Below are 20723 nucleotides of genomic sequence, written 5' to 3' on the forward strand. Positions count from 1 at the left end.
AGTTACCACTCTAATAAGCGCAGAGTCCCTCAGCATTCTATAAAATGGCTTGTTTCACCTTGCGCAAATGGAATGTAAGCGCTGCGCGCTTTGTCATTAAACATTTGCACTGTATTCACCTTGCGCAAAAGGAATGCGACCGCTTCGCGCTCTGCCATTAAACTTTTGCACTCTAGCTTGCCTCAAATTTAATCAATTAATAACTTGTGACCTACACCTAAATTAGAGACAATTGAAAGGTTAATATTGGGATAATAGGAACATTAATGAAGATGAAACCAAATCTAGGTGTAGTTGCAGCCGCTACCCTATTTGCAGGAAGCACTCTGGCTGAAGAGTCTCAGTTGGTAACCCGCCATAATTACGAGACGGTACAAGCTTTACTCGCGGAGAATGACTATGCGAGTAAAGGGAATAGTAGTCAAAATGTATTGAACTTTAAAAGAATACACACTCCAGTGACTGCTACTCGGATGGCAAAAGGAGCAGATCAGCCATATCGACTTCAGCAGTATTATGGACAGACTCCGATTTGGGCACAGCAATTGAGCGTGCAAGGCAATGATGGACATATTAGTGGTTTTTTTGTACAAAGCGTGAATGAGGTCGAATTAAAGAAATCACAAAACCTCAAATTCGACGTCAATAAGGCCGCTCAAATAGCTTTGCTGCGGGCAAAGTTAGATAAATCAACACCATATACAATTAGCTCGAATCAGCGATATGTAGTCGTGCAGTCAGGTGAAGCAAAGTTTGCACGCATGGTTGAGTTAGACGTATTGACCGAGCAGATGCACTCCAAGCCTGTCGTATTAGTGCTTGAGTCAGACTACTCATTGGTAAAGCATTGGAATAATGTTCACAGTGCTGAAGCGACTGGGCCAGGCGGTAACACAAAGATTGGTCGTTATGAGTATGGAACTGATTTTCCAGCGCTTGTGGTGACACAAGTTGACGAGACTTGTTATTTAGAGAATGAAAAAGTCAAAACGGTTACCATGGAATCAGGGAGCGAGCCTAGTGAAGCTTTCTCATTTGCGTGTAGTCACAATACCCATAAAGAAATAAATGGTGCTTATTCACCACTGAACGATGCTCATGCGTTTGGTACCGCTGTTTATGATATGTACCGCGATTGGTATAACACAGCGCCTTTAACTTTTAAGCTGTTGATGCGTGTTCACTCAGGTAATGGGTGGGAAAATGCAACATGGAATGGCTATGCGATGACCTTTGGTGATGGTGCTGACAGGTTCCACCCATTGGTGACGCTAGACATTGTGTCACATGAAGTAAGTCATGGTTTCACCAATCAAAATTCAGATCTGATATATGCGGACCAATCGGGTGGCATTAACGAAGCTTTCTCTGATATTGCAGGTGAAGCAGCTGAGTATTACTTAAGAGGGAGTAATGATTGGCTAACTGGTGGTGACATGACCAAAACAACCGATGGCCTGCGTTATTTTGAGACCCCCTCTAGAGACGGCGTTTCTATTGATCATGCTTCTCAATATTATGCAGGAATTGACGTTCACTACAGCAGTGGTGTGTTTAACAGAGCATTTTATTTACTTTCGAACACCAATGGCTGGGATGTGCGTAAGGCGTTTGATTTGATGGTCAGAGCAAACCAGCAATATTGGGTTGCTTCATCAAATTTCGAGGATGGGGCATGTGGTGTTATCAACTCAGCCATTGACCTCAATTACACGGTTCAAGATGTTATCCAAGCTTTCGCTGATGTGGGCGTGGAATGTAATAATATTAAGTTCATTGATACAGACAATGATCTTATGGATGATAACTGGGAGCTGCTTTACGGGTTAAGTCCCAATGATCCCAATGATGCTCAGTCTGACCTTGATAACGATGGGTTAAATAACTTAACGGAGTATGAGTTACAAACTAACCCGACATTGAGCGATACGGATGAGGATGGTCTATCAGATTATGATGAGCATCATACTCATCAAACAAACCCAACCAATGTGGACTCAGACTCAGACCAAATGCCTGATGGTTGGGAGGTTAACTATGGTTTAGATCCGACTTCGTCAGCAGATGCAACATTAGACTTAGATAACGATGGCGCTAGTAATGTAGTCGAGTTTATATTTGGCACAGAACCGAATAACAGTGCTTCAGTCCCTGATATCAGTAGCGCTTTAAACCTTGATTTTGAAGATGGTGAGTTGCCACAGGAATTATCGTTTTCAGACTCAGCGGATCCTTGGCAAATAACCAATGTTAAAAGTAAAGGAACATACAGTTTAACGAACAATGATATCGATGATGGACAAAGAACTCATGCTGAAATTCTGGTATTAACAGATGGGGGAATACTGGCATTCGATTATTTGATAAATACAGAGCAAGGTTACGACTACTTTAAAGTATATATTAATGATTCTGAGCTCCTGAGTATCTCTGGGGAGCAGGATTGGCAGAACTTCCAGACAAATATCGATTCAGGTATACACAGACTACGGTTTGAATACTCTAAAGACGGTAGCGTATCGACCGAATTAGATGCGGTATTTATAGATAATATCCGAGTATTTGGTGCAAATTCCGATAGTGACGAAGATGGTATGCCTGATCTATGGGAAATTCGTTACGGTTTAGACCCAATGGATGCGACAGACGCAAATGGTGATCTTGATGAAGATGGCTTGACTAATCTTGAAGAATTAAACCTAAGCACGTTCCCCGATAATAGCGATTCCGATGGTGATTTAATGCCAGATGGTTGGGAGCATTCTTATGGATTAAACCCACTATCTGACTCTGATAAGAACCTAGATTTAGACAACGATGGTGCAAGCAATCTATCTGAGTTTTTATATGGTACAGAGCCTAATAACCCTGAGTCTGTACCAGCTCAATCTCAGTTACCGCTATTTAATTTCGAAAATGGGGTATTACCCGAAGATTTTACTTCATCGGATGCAAATCAACCATGGATTGTAACCACTACGCGAAGTAAAGAGAACTACAGCCTCAGTAATAATGACATTGATGACTCACAAACTACCTATGTGGAATACTCATTTGAATCGGATGCAGGAACACTTTCCTATGATTATTTAGTGAGCACCGAACAGAGTTGGGACTATCTTCGAGTCTACCTCAATGGTCAGTTAATCTTGAGTTTGTCGGGTGAACATGATTGGCAAAGCTTTGTGTCACCGCTCGAAGCGGGTGCTTACACAATTCGCTTTGAATACTATAAAGATACAAGCGTTTCACATGGTCTAGATGCCGTATTTATCGATAACCTGAATATTTCTGGCTTAATTGATAACTCACAAGATAGTGACGAAGATGGCATGCCCGATAGATGGGAAACCTCTCACAACTTAGACCCAAATGATGCTACGGACGCGTCAGCAGACCCAGATCTAGATGGCTTAACAAACCTTGAAGAGTTTAACAATTCAACAGACCCTCATAATGCTGATACGGACAATGATGGTATGCCTGATGGTTGGGAAGTTTCGTATAGCCTTAACCCGTTAAATGCAACAGATGCATCTATAGATAGTGATTCGGATGGGTTGACGAATTTAGAAGAGTTCAATCTTAACGCTATGCCTAATAACCAAGACAGTGATAGTGACGGCGTTATGGATGTAGAAGACATTGAACCGAGTAACCCTGATGTTGGTGAAAATGCGGCACCTGAATTTGCGGTAATAGACGCGGTGACAATTGAAGCGACAGCCCAGTTTACTCCAATCGACTCAGTACTATCGTTACCCGAAGCGACAGATAATGGCCACAGAGCGCCGGCTGTCTATTTACAAAACAGCGACGCTTTACCGCTTGGTGAGCATCAATTAACTTGGGTTGCAGAAGACTTCGTCGGTAATCGAGCTGAGGTTGTTCAAACTGTTTTTATTGTTGATACGACAGCGCCTGTGTTGGTGAAAGACTCCTTGCAACTAAAGGGCCGAGATGAAGCTGCTTTTCTATTAGCAGTTAATGAAAGCGGGATTGTCCATGACAGCGTGAGTGAGGTAACAGGGATTGAAGTAGTTGGAGCTGCAAACTTTAGTCCTGGCATTAAGCAAATATCGTTAAAATTAACGGATGCTGCAGGTAACAGTGCCACTTATCAGCTTAATCTACATGTGTTGACTGAGTTGCGTATTGAACCGCAAGTTGTGGTGTACAGTAATTTTCACGCGCTTCTTAACTACTCGTTTATTGGCAGGCCAACGTCTGAGTTTGCGTTAACATTGACAAGTAGCAATGGATACTCTGAGTCTTTCAACGTTAAAGAAAACGGCAAGTTATATCTTAGTGAGCAGTTTTTGACGGGGGCAGATTTCGTCTATGTTGAGTTTATAGATACGGATGCGGTTTATGTTAACCAATTCTCAGTGTCTGCTTTCAGTTACTCTGAAGCTGAGCCGAAATTACAGGTAGACATAAACGCATGGCAAAACGGTGAGCCAATTACGCTAGGCGAGAAGCAAGGTGGCTTAATCTATATTGATTTCACACTGGCAAACATTCCTAGCAATAGCGACTATGGCTTTATGTTTGCAGAAGTTCCTCGTCACGCGCTTGAGAGCATTGAGTACAATGCTAATGTCGCGACAGTAGGGTTTAATCCTGAAAATATAGAGGGTGACGAAATTGCATTGGCAGTAGACATGACTGCAGAGGGCCGTTTTGAAAGACAGGTGAAATACTCTCTACCACTTGGCAACGCAATTGAGCTGGATGCGCAAACGGACTCTGACAACGATGGTATCTCGGACCTTGAAGAGGGGGTTAAAGACAGTGATCGTGACGGTATACCTGATTACCTAGATGATCAGCCTGATGTGACCTTGGCCAAACTTAACGACAACACATATGCAAGAACAACCAAAGTAACAGAACGACTTAGAGCGGGAGCAGCTAAATTGGCAGATTCTGGGCTTTCGACCAGTGATGTTTCTGTGTCTGAGGATGTGATTGCTAATTACGTCGCAGCAAAACAGTGGGATGCTGAGGTAACTGATGAAGAGTATCAGTCGGTCAGTGAAATGGTCAGTGTAAACGTTGAAGTAGGAAACTTAGGTTCATCATCTGTACTATATGTCCCAGTCAAAAACACGCTTGTCGCAAGCGACGAGATTAGTGCGAGAGCACTTACCCGCACAGGGTGGAAAGATTTGGATATGGTAAGTCTAGAGAGTGATTTGTCCGGTTGTGAGTCTTGCTTGGGTATCGCCATCAATGATGGTGGTGAAATGGACCTAGACGGTGAAGAGTCTGGCAATATTGAAGTCGTTGTGAAACTTGCGATTGATAAACCGAACCAAGCACCTGAGCTGGTGATAGCTGATTACCCGGATACCATGTATGAACGTTCGCAAATTACATTAGATGTGAGCCAAACAGCTGACCCGGATGGAGACAGTTTAACGTACAACTGGACCTCTAATCACGCGAGTTTAGAAGTCACTCCAACTGATGTAAGCGGGGTTGCAATCGTTAAAGTAGGTGAGATCTCTCAAGACTTTGAGGCGGTTATCACACTATTTATTGATGATGGACATGAGTTGTTTGAGTCACCGTTTTCCATCTCAGTGAAAAACGTCAACAGAGTTCCTCAGGTTGATGCTATTACGGATATCAGTGCACAAAGTGGTGAAAAGCTCACAATCTCTGCACAGGCAAGCGATTTAGATGGTGATACTTTGTCTTATCAATGGACACAAACCAGTGGCATCAAAGTCAATATAGAAAATGCCACTAGTAACATCCTGACGTTTGTTGCTCCAACAGTAGAGGAACAGTCGGAGTTAGCCTTCAAAGTTGTTGTAAGTGATGGTATTGCGTCCAGTCAGCAAGCAGTAACCATAACAGTAAAAGCTGAAAAGCCACTTGATGGAGACGGCACGGGTGGCAGCAGCAACTCTGGCACTGATGATGGCGGATCGGGAGGTAGCTTAAGTATATTAATATTCTTACTACTTTGTTTATCCGTGCTAAGACAGGCGCAGAGCGTAAGGTTTAGAGGGTAAAATAAGTGGCTGTTTAGGGGGATTGTTACCCTCTAGCGGATGCAATACTTAAATATCATTAAAGCATTGAGTACATATGGACTCAATGCTTTTTTATTGTGCTAAAGGTAATAATTTGACGCTAGGTTTCAAGTGAGGTGTCGATTAACGATGCTTACATTTGACCAACAAACTGGTCATGGCATCCTTTTTTAATTTCATCGCGTGTTCGTACTCTTCGCGTGTACAGGTTAGTCTGCCGTAGATGTCTTTCCTGAGGATAGCGTCGGACATATTCATTTTTGGTTGATAAACTTTTCTATAGGTATTGAGTACGGCTTTACTGTCTCTTCCGAGCTTAGCAACCAGTATACTGATGTCTTGCTCGTTAATGTATTCTCCCCGCATCAAAGCTTTGCGAATCGGTTCTATTGCTTCGTTAAATTCAATTCGTCGGTCTCGGCCAATATTCAATGTATAGCCCAGCCAAGCGCCAAGAATAATACCCACAAACCCGCCAACCAACAGCCCAAGAATCATTTTTGACATTGTTAATCCTCAATAAGGAACGGCTACTAAGTTCACTCGTCACTTAATGAGTTTAATAGGGAATTTAAGATATGGTATGTGAATTGAGAAATCAGGGATAAATTGCAAGGTCTCACGTTCTTTGTCGTCCACACCAATACACACTGAAAGTACGCTCATTGCTATTTTTTGCTGTTATCTTTTTGCGATTACAAGGTGCCAAGTGTGTACGGCTAAGGTGTAGTAACGATGTTTTTTTCTGTGTAAGCAAATAGTCTTTGATACTAAAGTTGTAATTTCAATTAAAAATGCAAATGGTAATTGATCTTATTTGCATTTAGTGTAAATTAGCGCTCCATAACGAATGTGGAGGCAAAGGACAATGATTTACGACAGTATCCTATCTTGTGTAGGCAATACACCAACGGTACGTTTAAACAAAATGTTTCCGTATCAAGAGCATACCGTTTTAGCAAAGCTAGAAATGCTTAACCCTGGAGGTAGTATTAAAGATCGCCCTGCTAAGTTCATGGTAGAGCAGGGGATTAAGCGAGGAGACATCACACCTTACAGTCATATCATCGAAAGCTCATCGGGCAATTTGGCCATTGCGCTTGCGATGATTTGTCAACAACATGCACTTCCTTTTACGGCGGTCGTTGATCCTAAAATCTCACCAACTAATTTGAAGCTACTAGAGATATATGGTGCAAACATCGTTCAGGTTACTGAAAAGGACCAAAACAATGGCTATCTGCAAACTCGTATCGACACGGTACAACGCTTAGTTGCGCAAACACCCAACAGTGTATGGATCAATCAATATGCGAATCCAGATAACTGGCGTAGCCATTATTTTGGTGAAGCTGAAGAAATTCTCAATGACCTTGAAGTAAAAGTCGACTATTTGGTCGTCGGAGCGAGTACCTCTGGCACTTTGATGGGGGTAGCGCGTCGCTTAAAAGAGGCAAATAAGAACCTTAAAGTTATCGCCGTAGACATTACCGGTTCAGTACTTTTTGGTGGCACCTCTGGGCCAAGAGAATTACCAGGCATAGGTGCGAGCCGAGTGCCAGAGCTGTTAGACCCAACAGAGGTTGATGAAGTGATTTATGTGGACGACTATGAGTCCGCATCAGCCTGCCGAGAGCTTGTTAAAAAAGAAAGCATTTTTGCTGGAGGCTCGAGTGGCTCTGCAATTGCAGCGATTAAAAAGCTGCTTCCTACAATCCCTAAACACAGCGTTGTGTTAACTCTGTTTGCTGATCGTGGCGACCGTTATCTGGATTTAGTTTACGACCAGGATTGGTTCGACATGGTTAAGCAACGCCACCTTTCAAATTCAATTACGCAATTAGAACAAATCGTCTAGTAAGGAATTATCAATGACAGTACAAACTGAACTACGCTATTTAAGTCAAACCGACCTTAAGAAGTTGGGCGCAGATCACAGTGATGCCTTTATTCAAGCAATTGAAGAGGGTCTTAGCTTACATGCAAAACAACAATTTGTTCAGCCACTTAAGCCTTATTTAAGATGGCCAGATGCGCCACACATCGCAGACCGTATCATTGCAATGCCTTGTTATCTAGGTGGTGAAAACCCAATTGCTGGTATTAAGTGGATAGGCTCTCGCCAACACAATCCGAGTAAATTTGATATGCCACGTGCCAGTGCAGTGATCATCCTAAATGATGCTCAAACTAACTACCCTGTGGCTATCATGGAAGCAAGCTTAATCAGCGCGATGCGCACTGCAGCTATCACAGGAGTTGCGACCAAGTATCTGGCTAAAAAGGACTTCAGTGATGTTTCTATCATTGGTTGTGGTCCGATAGCGCAGATGCAGGTGCAAACATTACTTGAGCAATATCAATCTATTAAAACAATTCATTTATATGACTTATCAGCAACAGCGGCGGATCGATTGATCAGTCAATTTGCCGGTGACTACCCAGCAGTTGAGTTTGTTATTCACCCAAGCGCGCAAGGGGCTGTTGAGCAAGCAGATGTATTAGTAACTTGTACTGTTTCAGATGCGCCTTATATTCCATACGCATGGCTTAAGAAGGGCTGTTTTGTTTCGAACATCTCGATCATGGACATCGAAAAAGAAGTGTTCGTAAAAGCAGACAAAGTTATCGTTGATGATTGGGACCAGTCAAACCGTGAGAAGAAGGTTATCAACCAGCTTGTTGAAGAAGGCAAATTTAGTCGTGATGCACTACATGCAGAGTTGGGTGAAATCGTACTTGGCGAAGTGGTTGGCCGTGAAAATGATGATGAAATTATTCTTCTCAACCCAATGGGCATGGCAATCGATGACATTGTGTGTGCGCGTTGGTTTTATCAAGCTGCGTTGGCAAAAGACGCGGGTACAAAACTACCACTATTTTAAACGCTAAAGAAGCGCATGGACATGCTAAATAGCATGTCCACTTTTCTGACTATTAAGCCGAGTGTGAGCAAAGTTTTATAAGGCTTTGCGATTTAAAGGAGTTGAAATGACTTTATCGGTTAACCTTTATAACCCCCGCTTTGCACTGGTGCAAAAACTCATCGCTGCACTTTATCTTGAAAACTATGGTGACTTTAAAAGCCACTGTGTCTATCAACACGGTCAGCTATTGGTGCGTCTTGATTCGCAAAGCCAGCTGGTTTTTACCTGTCAATTTCGTCCTATGGATATGGTTCCTTATGTCATAACCGACCCCGACATTTCTATACAAAAGCAAAATCAACAGCCAACATTGGTGTCTGTGACTTCATTAATGAGCCATTTTATCGAATCAGACTGGTGGCCTGTGGGTGACAACCAAAGAACCCTATCGAAGTGGCGTGAAGTCGTACAGACGGTGAACGTATTAGCTCAGTCAGCGCCTGTTACACAAACGTCTGATTTATTTGAATGGCTAGCATTGGTGATAGACAGACCTAACCACCCATTTGCCCATGCCAAAGCGAGTTTGCAAACTGTGCTTGAAAATTGGACCCAGCAGCAAGTGCAATGGTGGGCTTTCCCTAAAGAGCAGGTGTTTACTCGTCAATCACATACTGCATATCGCTTGCTACTGAACGACACTCAGCAGCTGCGTTTAGAAGCCAAATTGGCTGATTTAAGCGACGATTATATTGCATTACCTATGCTTTCAAGTCAGGTGGCCGTGGCACGTGAAATTCCAGCAAGCAGAGATTTAGAATTTACGTCTGAACTTGGACTTGCCACCAGTTCGCTACGTACCTTTTGTCACCCAACTGACGCGCTAAAGCATATAAAAATGGCCAGCAGTGCTACGCCATTAGGGGCGATGCGTACCATGCCTCCTCGATATTTGTATAATGGTGACTGCGCGTATGCGTTATTGCAGGACATTCTTTCGCGCTCAAAAACACTCGCACAAAATGTACAATTGTGTGATGAACGCCAGTGGTGGAGCCTAAGTACACATCGAGATATGTTGCAGTGCAAAGGCGAGATAGGCGTACAACTTCGTTGCCTTCCGACGCATAACAAACAGTTTGTACTCTCTATGGCAGCGCTAAATCACCCTCAAGCGTGGCAGATGCTTGCTCAAGCGGGTGTGGACACCCAACAGCTTTTTACTAATTTAACTCAGCGCTTTGTACAAATGGGGCTGAACTTTTTGTTCTATGGTGTGGCACCAGAATGTCATGGACAAAATATTATTCTTTATATCAATAGTCACGACGACTTTACCTTTGTACTGCGTGACCATGACTCACTTAGAATTTGCCCTAAGCAATTGACCGCCAATCAATTAGCTTTACCTGATTATCAAATCAACTGGCATACGCCTAACACTTTAGTGTTGCCGGACCTTACTGAGTTGGCTAAATACTTTATTACGTTGGGGCTGCAAGTGAACTTGTACCCTATTGCTAAAGCGGTGGGGCAAGGAGTAGACGAGCAGGTGTTTTGGCGCACTGTGTATAGAGATATAAAGACTTGCCTTGCACAAATCAACGACGATACATTTACCAAGTGGGCAGAGCAATGCTTATTGAATGCGAAATCTTGGCCATTTAAAGCAGTATTAGCACCATTGTTTGCCGCCGATGATGACGTGACAGGCATGCCAAGCGCCATGTCGACTATCGAGAACCCACTGTCATCGGTTAGGCAGCATCGACAGGAGAGGGCAAGTGACGTCGCCAACTAAGCCGCTTTATTTGCTACTCGCCACGCAATTTTTAGTCACTTTCTCATTAATGGTGCTGATACCTGTATTACCTCTTTACTTAGAGCAATTAGGTGATCAACAGGCGGTTTCAGGCTTTTATTCAGCGTTAGCGTTATCCGCTCCTGCTGTTGGCGCTTTGTTCAGTGCGCCTTTGGTCGGTATGCTGGGTGACCGCTATCGCTACAAGAATATCTTTGTTGTAGCGCTTGTGTTGTTTGTGTTGTCTTTGCTGGGTATGGCGTGGTTTGAGTCAATCACGTTATTTATCGGGGCGCGATTCTTATTGGGGCTCTCTGGTATTGGCGTGGTGCTGACACTGTTTTTTAGCCGTGCCACGATTGCCCCGCAAGGCCATCAATTAGGTATGCAACAACAGGCTATTTCACTGGCGTGTTTGCTTGGCCCATTGGTAGGTGGCTATAGCCTACAGACGATAGGTATGGACACCGTTTTAGCCGTTACCGCGGGTGTGACCGTTAGCTGTTTATTGGCGCTGATGTGGTTGCTTGATAAAGATGTACTACAACCTCAAATCTCTGAGTCTCGTCAACGCCCAGTCAATAAATGTCGTTTTTCAACGCAGGTATGGAGCTGGCTGATAGCTGGCGCTTTGTCGCAGGCTGGCGCTTTTGCGTTAGTGGTAGGTTTTGCTCTGTACATGACACAACAGTGGCCAAGCTCAAATGTCGCAAGCCAAATAGGTGTGATCCACGCTTTGGCATGGTGTGGCACCTTTGCCTTAGCAGGCTTTTGGGGGCGGCGCAACGCGCGTGGATTTAGCGCACAATCATTTGCCCTTGGCGCATTGGGTTGTGGGCTTTCAGTCATGCTAATCGATTTAGTATCGTCGCTTTGGCTTATCGCCATACTGCGCATCATACAGGGTGGGTTTTTCGCGACCCAATCACAAAGCTTATTTTTACAAATCAGCACCTTGAGTCCTGCTGAGCAGCAAGGTCAGGCGTTGGGGTGTGCAAAAAGCGCCCAAGTTGTGGGGCAATTGGTTGGCCCCTTTGCTGCTGCGTTTTGCTTTGCCCATTTTGGCGCCAGCAGTGTGCTTTGGCTGACCGCCGGACTATTTATCGCCGCCGCAATTTTGGTGAGTTTTTTACTATCAGTACAACAAGTTAATTTTAAGGTAAAAACACAATGAACACGATGGAATGGGCTTTGTTAGACACAAAGCTAGTTGAACAGTACCTCAACACATATATTCGCGAACGAGAAATCGACCTAGAGCAGTGTCGTTATTCTGGCAGCTATCAATATGCATTACCTTTGTCAGATGACCTACAGGTGTTGTTTGATATACAGCACTATTCTATGACCGGTTATCACAGCTATGACATGCCGGTGGCAATTTGTGAATCGGGTATAACGAAAGAGCTTAAAGATATCAATGTCTTGCTTGTTCATTTGTGTAATGCATTGGCGCAAGTGAGCACTAAAGAGGCTGCGGATGAGTTCTACAACAAAGTGACCAACAGCGTACGTTACTGCCGTCACTATGTTAACGAAGTGATAAAACAATCTAACAAGTCATCACAGCGTGATGAGTTCGTATCAGCGGAGCAGGGATTATTGCTTGGTCACCCATTTCATGTCACCTCAAAAGCCTGCCAAGGTTTTAGTGATGAAGACTTAGCACGCTATAGCCCAGAGTTAGGCGCAGCATTTAAGCTACATTATTTTGCATTATCTCCTGCACTGTATAAACAGCGTGTGATCAGCGATTATCAGATACCGCAAGACCCGATTATGCTTGAGGAAGCAAAGTCTTTGCTAGGTGAGCGTTTTGATGATTACCAACTGCTACCTTGTCATCCATGGCAAGCAAATCACTTACTAGAAGATGGAACAGTGAAAGCGTACCTAGCGGAAGATGAAATTATCTCTTTAGGGCCGATGGGGGAAACGGTGTGGCCAACTTCATCTGTACGTACGGTGTTTGCGCCAAAACAAGGCTTATTCGTGAAGTTAGCACTGGATGTACGTATCACTAACTTTATACGTAATAATCCCCCAAGCCATTTGGAACGCGCGCTCGATGCCAGTGAAGTTATCGTTGAAAATCAACTGGAAAAAGGTATCGCACGTTTAAGGCTATTGCCAGAACTTGCTTATCAAACAATCAACAATGAGGCGTTGGCAGCGTCATTTGCCGTTCTATATCGTCAAGGGTTGAGTGAATCCATGCAAGCGCAAACGCGCATTCTAGCAGCGTTAGTAGAGGAGTCGCCAATTACAGGCACAATGCCGTTAAGTGATTTTATTTGTAGTTCAGCGCAAGCACATAACACCACGGTTAATGAGGCATTTCTAAGCCAGTGGTGGCATGGGTATTTAGATGCTGCGCTATTACCAACGCTTAGATTGTTCGCAAGCTCAGGCGTGAGTCTAGAAGCCCATCTACAAAATGCGTTGATGTACTTTGAGAATGGATGGCCAAGCATGCTGGTGGTCAGAGATATGGAAGGGTGCAGTGTTTCAGCACACAGGCAGCCAAGTTTAGATCCAAATAGCTCAGCCAGTTACAGTGAAGACGAAGCATGGTTCCGTTACCAATACTACGTGGTGGTTAATCACATTGCACATGTACTATCAGCTGTAGCGCGTAACCACGGCATTTCTGAAAACACGCTTTGGTCTGTCACCCGTGAGTTTTTAGCGAATGTAGCAAGCGATGACATCGCAAAGCCCCAAGCCGTGGCGTTATTAGATAGCGCTACATTACCAGCAAAAGGTAACTTACTCAGTACGCTACATGGCTGTGGCGAATCGCCTGTTTGGGTAAATATAGATAATCCATTGCGTTATCAAAGTGACTCACACGTGTCGAATCAAAAGAGCGCAGAGCAAAGGGTTGTCACCCAGCTAATTGAAGCTTTACTGTATGAAAAAGTACTCCCATACCATTGGCAAAACAATAAACTAGTGTTGCCTTTGGATGAGCAAACACACTATGAAGTGATAGCACGAACAACTGCTCATTTTGAGCGAATTCGCATTGATTATGCAACGTTAGTGCGTCACCAGGGTGGCCGTACTAGTGGGTTATCATTGGCGCAGGTCATGGTAGATTTAGCAAAGTTAGAGCTCGCTCCAACCGACGTATGGTCTAGGTTCTATGATGAGTTACATCATACCACGCAAAAGCATAGTCAGGTTTTGGCCGCAAAGCCACAGACACCAATTAGAGATATGGATTATGCACAGTGTGAAGCGAAAATAAGTAATGGTCATCTTTATCACCCCAGTTTTAAATCGCGATTAGGCTTTACATTAAAGGATAACGCCAACTACGGCCCTGAGCTTGCCAAGCCAATGCATTTGCGCTGGCTAGCTGTTGACCTACAGCAGGTGAGCGCCAATTTTGCAAGCGGTTATAGCACTCAGAGCCTAGCCCAGAATCACTTTAATGATGGCCAGTTGTTGCAAATTGAAACTCAACTCAAGGCTTATGGTACAACGCTAAATCAAGTCATGTTGTTACCTGTGCATCCTTGGCAGTGGGAGCATATTGGCGAAATTTACTTTGCATCGCGCCGAGGACTCTACCCGATTGAGATAGATGGTCATCGTTACTTGCCGCAGCAATCAATTCGTACGCTCAGTGATTACAGTGATGTAACGGCGTTGTCTGTTAAATTGGCGCTGAGTATTACCAATACATCAACATCTAGAGTGTTGGCTCCACACACCATTGCCAATGCGGGGATGATAAGCGATTGGTTGTGCAGCTTGTTGCAAGACAATGATGCTTGGCAACAGGTCACGCGACCTATCATCCTTAAGGAAGTGGCTGGGGTCAGTGTGTTATCACAACCTATGCTTAGCGCGCAGTATGGCGCATTGGGTTGTATCTGGCGTGAAAGTGTTTATCAGCATGTGCAATCGCCAGAGTCAGTGGTACCAGTGACGGCACTGATGCAGCTAGATATCGATGACCAGCCATTGATTGCACCTTGGGTAGAACTGCATGGTTTAACAACATGGCTAAGTGCGTTGGTTGACCATGTTTATATACCTGTTATGCATATGCTTTGGCAGCATGGTGTGGCTATGGAGTCTCACGCACAAAACATGCTGTTGGTACACAGGCAAGGCTTACCTGTTCAGGCTGCATTGAAAGATTTTCATGACGGTGTGAGATTTAGCGTGGCTTTGCTTGATAAACCAGAGCTGTTGCCAAGTCTTATTGAGTCACCAGCAGAGCATGCCCGTGTTAACCCAAATTCATTCTTGCAGACTGATTGTAAAGATGAACTGCGCGACTTTACTCAAGATGCATTGTGTTTTGTGAATTTGGCTGAGCTGGGTTGGTTTATAGAGCAGCACTTTGCATTGGATGGCGAGGCCTTCTGGGATTTAGTTCGCAGCCGTATTGAACGCTATCAAAGTGCTCATTCTCACCTTAACGAGCGCTTCGAAATGTTTGATTTTTTTGCGCCGAACATCGACGTAGAACAATTGGCTTGTCGTCGCTTTATGCCAGAGCAGCGTTTGCGTGTCATGTCAGTGAGCAACCCGTTGGCTGAGGCAAACTCTGGGGTTAAAAAATGAGTCAGCCTAGGTTAAAACAGCGGCTATCTCAGCCAAATCCATGCTTTGGAGTATTTAGCTCTATTTCCGACGCAGTGGCTATCGAGCAGCTAGCGTTGGCGGGCTATGACTTCATCATATTTGATTTAGAACACACCTTGCATAGCTTAAAAGATGTGGAAATAGCTTTGTTGGCAGCAAGAGCTGCGGAGTTGGACGTATTGGTACGGATCCCACAAGGACGCTATGACCTAATCGCACCGTTGTTGGATGCAGGCGCCAGTGGCATTGTTTGCGCTATGGTGGAAACACCAGAGCAGGCGCAGCTGCTGGTGGAACGTTGTTACTACGCGCCGTTAGGTATGCGTGGATTAAATTCCACGCGGCTCAATAGCTACGCAACAAAAGATCTCGCCAAAAGCATGATTGAGGCGAACAAACAAACCGTGGTGGTCGCCATGATAGAGACCCAACTAGGGGTTGAAAATGCACTGCAGATAGCATCAACACTGGGTGTTGACGCTGTACTTGAAGGTGCCGCTGACTTATCGCAATCTCTGGGCGTTGCATGGCAAACGCAGCACCCAAGTGTACGCGCTGCGGTAACACAAATTGCTCAAGCATGTGAGCACGCACAAAGCAGTTTTATGGCAATTCCACGCACCACTGAGGCTGTGGCGCAATGGCAGCAAAGTGGCGTGACCAATTTTGTCCTAGGCGATGATAGAAGCATCATGCGTAACGCCCATAAAGCACATATTGCGCAGTTTAAAAAGGAGCTGGAACAGTGACCGTCAGCATTGAAAAAATCAACGAGTATGTTGCTAAGCAGCAACAAGAGGTTTGTGCCTTTATATACGACTTAAATAGCTTAACAGAGCATGTTCAATCATTGCTTAACCCGTTGCCAGAAACGGTACAGTTTTACTATGCCATTAAGGCCAATAGCGATGAGCAGGTATTACGTGCATTACTGCCGCACGTGTATGGTTTTGAAGTTGCGTCAATGGGCGAGATAGAGAAAGTCAGGGCAGTGAGCGAAACTGTTCCCATTGCGTTTGGTGGCCCAGGAAAAACACTCACTGAGCTTACAGCTGCTTTGGCGCATAATGTCACGTTGTACCATCTTGAAAGTCAGTTGCAAATGCAGCGCTTGAATTGGTTGGCTCAAGAGCAAGGAAAAATAGTTGAGGTGCTACTAAGAGTTAACCCAAGCTTTGCATTGCCCGATGCGACATTACAAATGGCTGGCAAGGCGACCCAATTTGGTATTGAGCAAAGTGAGCTTGAGGGCATACTCTCTGAGCTAAGTCGTTATCCAAATTTACGTGTTGTTGGATTTCATTTTCATTGTATTTCTAATAACTTACAAGAAAATACCCAGATCAAAGCGATTGAAAAATACATAACGACTGCGCTGCAATGGCAACAGCAATATGACCTAGAGCTGAGTACCGTCAATGTAGGTGGCGGCATAGGTGTCACTTATCAAGCGCAGCAGCGCCCGTTCGATTGGTCAAGCTATTGTGAGCAACTAAGCGCATTGCTTAAGCGTTTTCCAGAACTAAATATTGCCATGGAATGTGGCCGTTTTGTCAGTGCTTATTGTGGTGTGTACTTGGCTGAGGTGACGGATGTTAAGCGTAATCATGGTGAAAACTTTGCGGTGCTGCGAGGTGGTAACCATCACTTTAGGTTGCCATCATCGTGGCAGCACAATCATCCATTTAGGGTGCTTGCACGAGAAGAGTGGCCCTATCCATTTACTAGGCCTGAGTTAAACGATGCGCCAGTGACCTTATGTGGAGAACTCTGTACGCCTAAAGATGTGCTAGCCAAAGGGGTAGTGGTAGAGCGCTTGCGTGCGGGCGATATCATCGTTTTTGAAAAAGCGGGTGCGTATGGTTGGCATATTTCTCACCACGACTTTTTATCTCACCCTCATCCACAAAGAGTGTATTTGTAACCTTCGGTGCAGCAGCGGCTGCTGCGGTCAGTATCCGCTGCGCAAAATTTAAATTGAATCAACGTATAAGGAAGCTATGTTATGCCACTAGATAAATCAATACATTTTATGTCACCGCAAGCTCTCAAGCCTAATGAAGAGGTGATCCCTGAACGCGTAGAGTGGCTACAGCAAAAAGTGTTACATGAGCAGCTTTGGCGCGTACCAATCACCGTGGATAGACTTTCTGGGTCTATCATGGATGGTCATCATAGACACTTGGTTGCGTGTCGTTTGGGTTTGGCAAAAGTTCCTTGTATTTTGCTGGATTATGATGAAGTCGAGTTCATTAGCACTCATCCGAGCAGAGCTTTAACACCTAAGTGTGTTATCGAGCATGCTCAGGCAGGACAACGTTTGCCAGCTAAAAGCACGCGCCATCAATTTGTTCGTCCTTTACCAAATTGCAATATTTCACTCAAGTTGCTTATTGATAATAGTTATCAGTTAGATTATCATGCACTCAGAATTTAACTTTTAAATATAAATAATAATACTTATTAGTATAAGGACTAAAATGCTTCTTAAAAAATCTCTGCTCTGTGTGAGTGTTACCGCGTTGTTAGCTGGTGTTTCGCATACTGTATTAGCTGACGATATTGAACATGTAGAGATCCGTGCACAGCGCATGGCTTCTGACTTAAACTCTATCGCTCGCAATGTTTCAGTGATTGATGAGCAAATGTTGCGTACGCAATTCTCTAGCGCACAAAACATTGCTGAAGTATTGGCTAAAACGGTTCCGGGTATGGCACCTCCAACACCAGCATTAACAAACTTTGGTACAACACTACGTGGTCGTAATGCCTTAGTACTGATTGATGGTGTACCTATGAACACCAATCGCAATATCTCTCGTGATTTGCACAACCTGCATCCAGCACAAGTTGAACGAGTAGAAGTTTTCCGTGGTGGTAATGCGCTATATGGTAGCGGTGCAACAGGTGGCGTTATCTATATTTATACTAAGGGTGGACAACAGGCGTCTGAAATTGCATCAAGTATTGAAGTGAAAAATGGAGCTTACACGCTAGCACAATCGTTTGTTGGTCAAGTAAATGACTGGCAATATCGTGTTGGCGCAAGCTATGAAAATGTTGATAGCTTTTCAGACGCTGATGGTGATCGTATCGCGGTTGAGCCAAGTCAGGGCGATAGCTTCGACAGTGATATCTACAGTTTTGATGCAAAAGTGTCGAAGACATGGGATGCGCAATCTTTATCTTTATCAGTACTAAGTTATGTACTTGAGCAAGACACCGACTATGCCTCAGACCCAACTGTGAAAGCGTTACCTTATATCAACAAAGCTCAGTCTATCAAAGGCCTACAGCTGGATAAGCAAAATCAGATCAACAACTTGGTTTTTAATGTTGGTTATCAAAACCAACTGAGTGAAAATAATAAACTGTCTGCGCAATTCTATTTCCGTGATTATGATGCACGTTTTGCACCATTCGATGGTCGTCCTTATGCTACTTGGAATCACTTGGCGCAAACGTATTTAGAGAGCACAAACTTAGGTCTTAAACTTACTGTAAACAGTCAGCTCAGTGAAAACCTGGAACTAGATTGGGGTTTTGACGCACAAGACGAGCGCAGTGAAATGCCTGTTACTACGTATGACGGTGAAGTTTACGACAATAGCGGCTATTTAGTGTTCAAAGAAACGGGTGACAAAGCTTTTGTGCCAGAAATTAGCCACCGTACTTTAGCGGCATTCGCTCAAGCGCGTGCTAACGTGACGGAGCAACTTGGTGTTGAAGCCGGTCTTCGAGCTGAGCGCATTGATGCCAGCTTTGATGACTTTACAACCCTTGGACAAGCGGTTGCTATTTCTGGTAGTAGTTATGATTATAGCTCAACGGTTTACAATCTTGGTGTGACATACGATATCAATGATAAACATACAGTATATGTTGCATTCAATGAAGGATACGAGTTGCCTGATATTGGCTTACAGATCCGTTACGCTAGCAGCCAGTTTGATTTAAGTCAGTCATCATTACAACCCATTGAGTCAACAGATCGCGAAATTGGTTGGCGTGGGGAATTGGGGTCTTTAAGCTTCAGCGCAGCGTATTTTGTTTCTAAATCTGACTTAGGTCGTGTTAAGAGCGAAGGCATGGGTCTTTCAATCAGTCGTAACCAAGTTGAGATTGACGGATTTGAAATCGCATCATCATGGGACATTACCAATAGCTTGAGCATGGACTTGAGCTACAGCAAAGCCAATGGTGACGAAAAAGCGCAAAACGCGGAACAATTCCAACAAATGAACGGTTTTAGCATTGCACCAAGCAAGCTGACCGCGCAGTTAAACTATGATCTCACCAGCAGTTGGCGCACAAATCTGACTTTGATGCACAGTGGTAGCAAAGACTATCGCTTAGAAGGTGAAAACGCATTTGGTCGAAGAGACGTTGAAAGCTATACCTTGGTTGATTTTAACTCTCAAATTGAACTTGAGCAGGGCACAGTGACAGTAGGTATTGAGAACTTGTTTAATAATCAATATTTCCCAGTGTACAGCCAATTACAACGTAACGGTAATAACAGCAGTTCAATTCCTGGTCGTGGTCGCACCTTCTCGGTTAAATACCGTATCGTGTGGTAACACAATCAAGCTTCTCTCCCTTAGGCTGCCACTCGGTAGCCTTTATGCTACTATAACCATCTTTGTATTATGTCAGCGTTCGGCAATAGCGGAAGCCTTGCTAACTCATAATGCCAGCCTTTAACTGCACCTAGCAAAGCTGCTTGGTGTGGTATCAACATATAAATTGACAGCCCAATCACACCTAACTGCAATAGGCACGCCATCGGCGAGTTAATGGCCATGGGTTTGAGCGCACTGCCAAATGAGGCTTTTATTTCATTGTTATTGATATCGACACTGTAACACTCATCTAAAATCAGATGAGTAAGCATACCCACGATGACTGCCACACCACACAACAGAGCGAAGTGGCTAGACTTACCACTTAAAATAGCAAGGTTGACGGCCAGCAGCGTTATCATTACCACATTCAATAAAGAGTGACTCGCACCGCGGTGAATGGTAAAGCGCTCAAATATGGGTCTTAGCGCATACATTAAGACTAGATATACGCTAATCGCACTGAGCCAAATTTCAGTTAATGAGTTCAACGACCATATCACGGGCAGACAGATCCCAATACACAGCGCAAACACGGTGAATAGGCAGTTAAGTGAACGGGATTTATCCGCATCTAAATCGGGTAACAACCCCGCCAAACTGCCAATCACAAAAAGTAATAGCGTATCGGTTGGGGTAGCAGAAGAGGTAGCTAGAATAACTGAACCGAGCGCAGCGCTGGTGACTACAGAGCCTTTAAAATGAGTTTCAAAATTTGCCACAAATATCCTTAATCATTATGAGGTGCTTTACCTAGAACTGTTATGCAAGTTTTGGATTT

At 44.1% G+C, this 20723-nt stretch carries 12 protein-coding genes; 10 read left to right on the top strand and 2 right to left on the bottom strand.

Annotation, left to right across the window (positions count from 1 at the left end):
- Positions 1 to 266 precede the first annotated feature (266 nt).
- Positions 267 to 6026 (top strand): M4 family metallopeptidase, encoded by a 5760-nt coding sequence (locus L1070_RS11440; protein WP_237125644.1) that lies wholly within the window; start codon positions 267 to 269, stop codon positions 6024 to 6026.
- Between the two features lie 144 nt (positions 6027 to 6170).
- Here the strand turns inward: L1070_RS11440 and L1070_RS11445 are convergent, their stop codons facing one another.
- The gene (locus L1070_RS11445) at positions 6171 to 6554 is read right to left on the bottom strand and encodes a hypothetical protein (RefSeq protein WP_070987147.1); all 384 of its coding nucleotides are present in this window, start codon (positions 6552 to 6554) and stop codon (positions 6171 to 6173) included.
- A 361-nt stretch (positions 6555 to 6915) separates the two neighbouring features.
- Between L1070_RS11445 and sbnA the strand changes: the two genes are divergently transcribed.
- The 9 genes from sbnA (at position 6916) to L1070_RS11490 (ending at position 19900) form a co-directional block, all read left to right on the top strand.
- Positions 6916 to 7905 carry a 2,3-diaminopropionate biosynthesis protein SbnA gene (sbnA, locus tag L1070_RS11450; RefSeq protein ID WP_070987146.1) on the top strand — a complete coding sequence of 330 codons (990 nt, stop codon included), beginning with the start codon at positions 6916 to 6918 and terminating at the stop codon, positions 7903 to 7905.
- A 13-nt stretch (positions 7906 to 7918) separates the two neighbouring features.
- Positions 7919 to 8932: a 2,3-diaminopropionate biosynthesis protein SbnB gene (gene sbnB, locus L1070_RS11455; RefSeq protein ID WP_070987145.1), complete on the top strand. Its 1014-nt coding sequence runs from the start codon at positions 7919 to 7921 to the stop codon at positions 8930 to 8932.
- Positions 8933 to 9038: 106 nt separating this feature from the next.
- The gene (locus L1070_RS11460) at positions 9039 to 10715 is read left to right on the top strand and encodes an IucA/IucC family protein (RefSeq protein ID WP_237125645.1); all 1677 of its coding nucleotides are present in this window, start codon (positions 9039 to 9041) and stop codon (positions 10713 to 10715) included.
- Positions 10699 to 11889 carry an MFS transporter gene (locus L1070_RS11465; protein ID WP_237125646.1) on the top strand — a complete coding sequence of 397 codons (1191 nt, stop codon included), beginning with the start codon at positions 10699 to 10701 and terminating at the stop codon, positions 11887 to 11889. Before L1070_RS11460 ends, L1070_RS11465 begins: the two co-directional genes overlap by 17 nt.
- Positions 11886 to 15299, top strand: coding sequence for an IucA/IucC family protein (locus tag L1070_RS11470; RefSeq protein ID WP_237125647.1), 3414 nt, complete (start codon positions 11886 to 11888; stop codon positions 15297 to 15299). The genes L1070_RS11465 and L1070_RS11470 overlap by 4 nt, the downstream gene beginning before the upstream one ends.
- Entirely contained in the window at positions 15296 to 16069 is a 774-nt protein-coding gene (locus L1070_RS11475; RefSeq protein ID WP_237125648.1) for an aldolase/citrate lyase family protein, read from the top strand. The genes L1070_RS11470 and L1070_RS11475 overlap by 4 nt, the downstream gene beginning before the upstream one ends.
- Positions 16066 to 17244: an alanine racemase gene (locus tag L1070_RS11480; RefSeq protein ID WP_237125649.1), complete on the top strand. Its 1179-nt coding sequence runs from the start codon at positions 16066 to 16068 to the stop codon at positions 17242 to 17244. The genes L1070_RS11475 and L1070_RS11480 overlap by 4 nt, the downstream gene beginning before the upstream one ends.
- Before the next feature lie 81 nt (positions 17245 to 17325).
- Positions 17326 to 17757 carry a ParB N-terminal domain-containing protein gene (locus L1070_RS11485; RefSeq protein WP_237125650.1) on the top strand — a complete coding sequence of 144 codons (432 nt, stop codon included), beginning with the start codon at positions 17326 to 17328 and terminating at the stop codon, positions 17755 to 17757.
- 43 nt (positions 17758 to 17800) lie between these two features.
- Entirely contained in the window at positions 17801 to 19900 is a 2100-nt protein-coding gene (locus tag L1070_RS11490; protein WP_237125651.1) for a TonB-dependent receptor, read from the top strand.
- Between the two features lie 50 nt (positions 19901 to 19950).
- Here L1070_RS11490 and L1070_RS11495 read toward each other — a convergent pair whose 3' ends face one another.
- On the bottom strand, positions 19951 to 20664 hold the full coding sequence (locus L1070_RS11495) for a metal-dependent hydrolase (RefSeq protein ID WP_237125652.1): 714 nt from the start codon (positions 20662 to 20664) through the stop codon (positions 19951 to 19953).
- Positions 20665 to 20723: the final 59 nt, after the last annotated feature.

This window comes from Pseudoalteromonas sp. MMG022 (assembly GCF_021654245.1).
GTDB classification, from domain to species: Bacteria; Pseudomonadota; Gammaproteobacteria; order Enterobacterales; family Alteromonadaceae; genus Pseudoalteromonas; species Pseudoalteromonas amylolytica.

Coding starts and splice junctions, on each gene's coding strand:
- L1070_RS11470 (WP_237125647.1), top strand. CDS start 11,886: ATGAACACGATGGAATGGGCTTTGTTAGACACAAAGCTAGTTGAACAG.
- L1070_RS11490 (WP_237125651.1), top strand. CDS start 17,801: ATGCTTCTTAAAAAATCTCTGCTCTGTGTGAGTGTTACCGCGTTGTTA.
- L1070_RS11460 (WP_237125645.1), top strand. CDS start 9,039: ATGACTTTATCGGTTAACCTTTATAACCCCCGCTTTGCACTGGTGCAA.
- L1070_RS11445 (WP_070987147.1), bottom strand. CDS start 6,554: ATGTCAAAAATGATTCTTGGGCTGTTGGTTGGCGGGTTTGTGGGTATT.
- L1070_RS11475 (WP_237125648.1), top strand. CDS start 15,296: ATGAGTCAGCCTAGGTTAAAACAGCGGCTATCTCAGCCAAATCCATGC.
- L1070_RS11440 (WP_237125644.1), top strand. CDS start 267: ATGAAGATGAAACCAAATCTAGGTGTAGTTGCAGCCGCTACCCTATTT.
- sbnA (WP_070987146.1), top strand. CDS start 6,916: ATGATTTACGACAGTATCCTATCTTGTGTAGGCAATACACCAACGGTA.
- sbnB (WP_070987145.1), top strand. CDS start 7,919: ATGACAGTACAAACTGAACTACGCTATTTAAGTCAAACCGACCTTAAG.
- L1070_RS11485 (WP_237125650.1), top strand. CDS start 17,326: ATGCCACTAGATAAATCAATACATTTTATGTCACCGCAAGCTCTCAAG.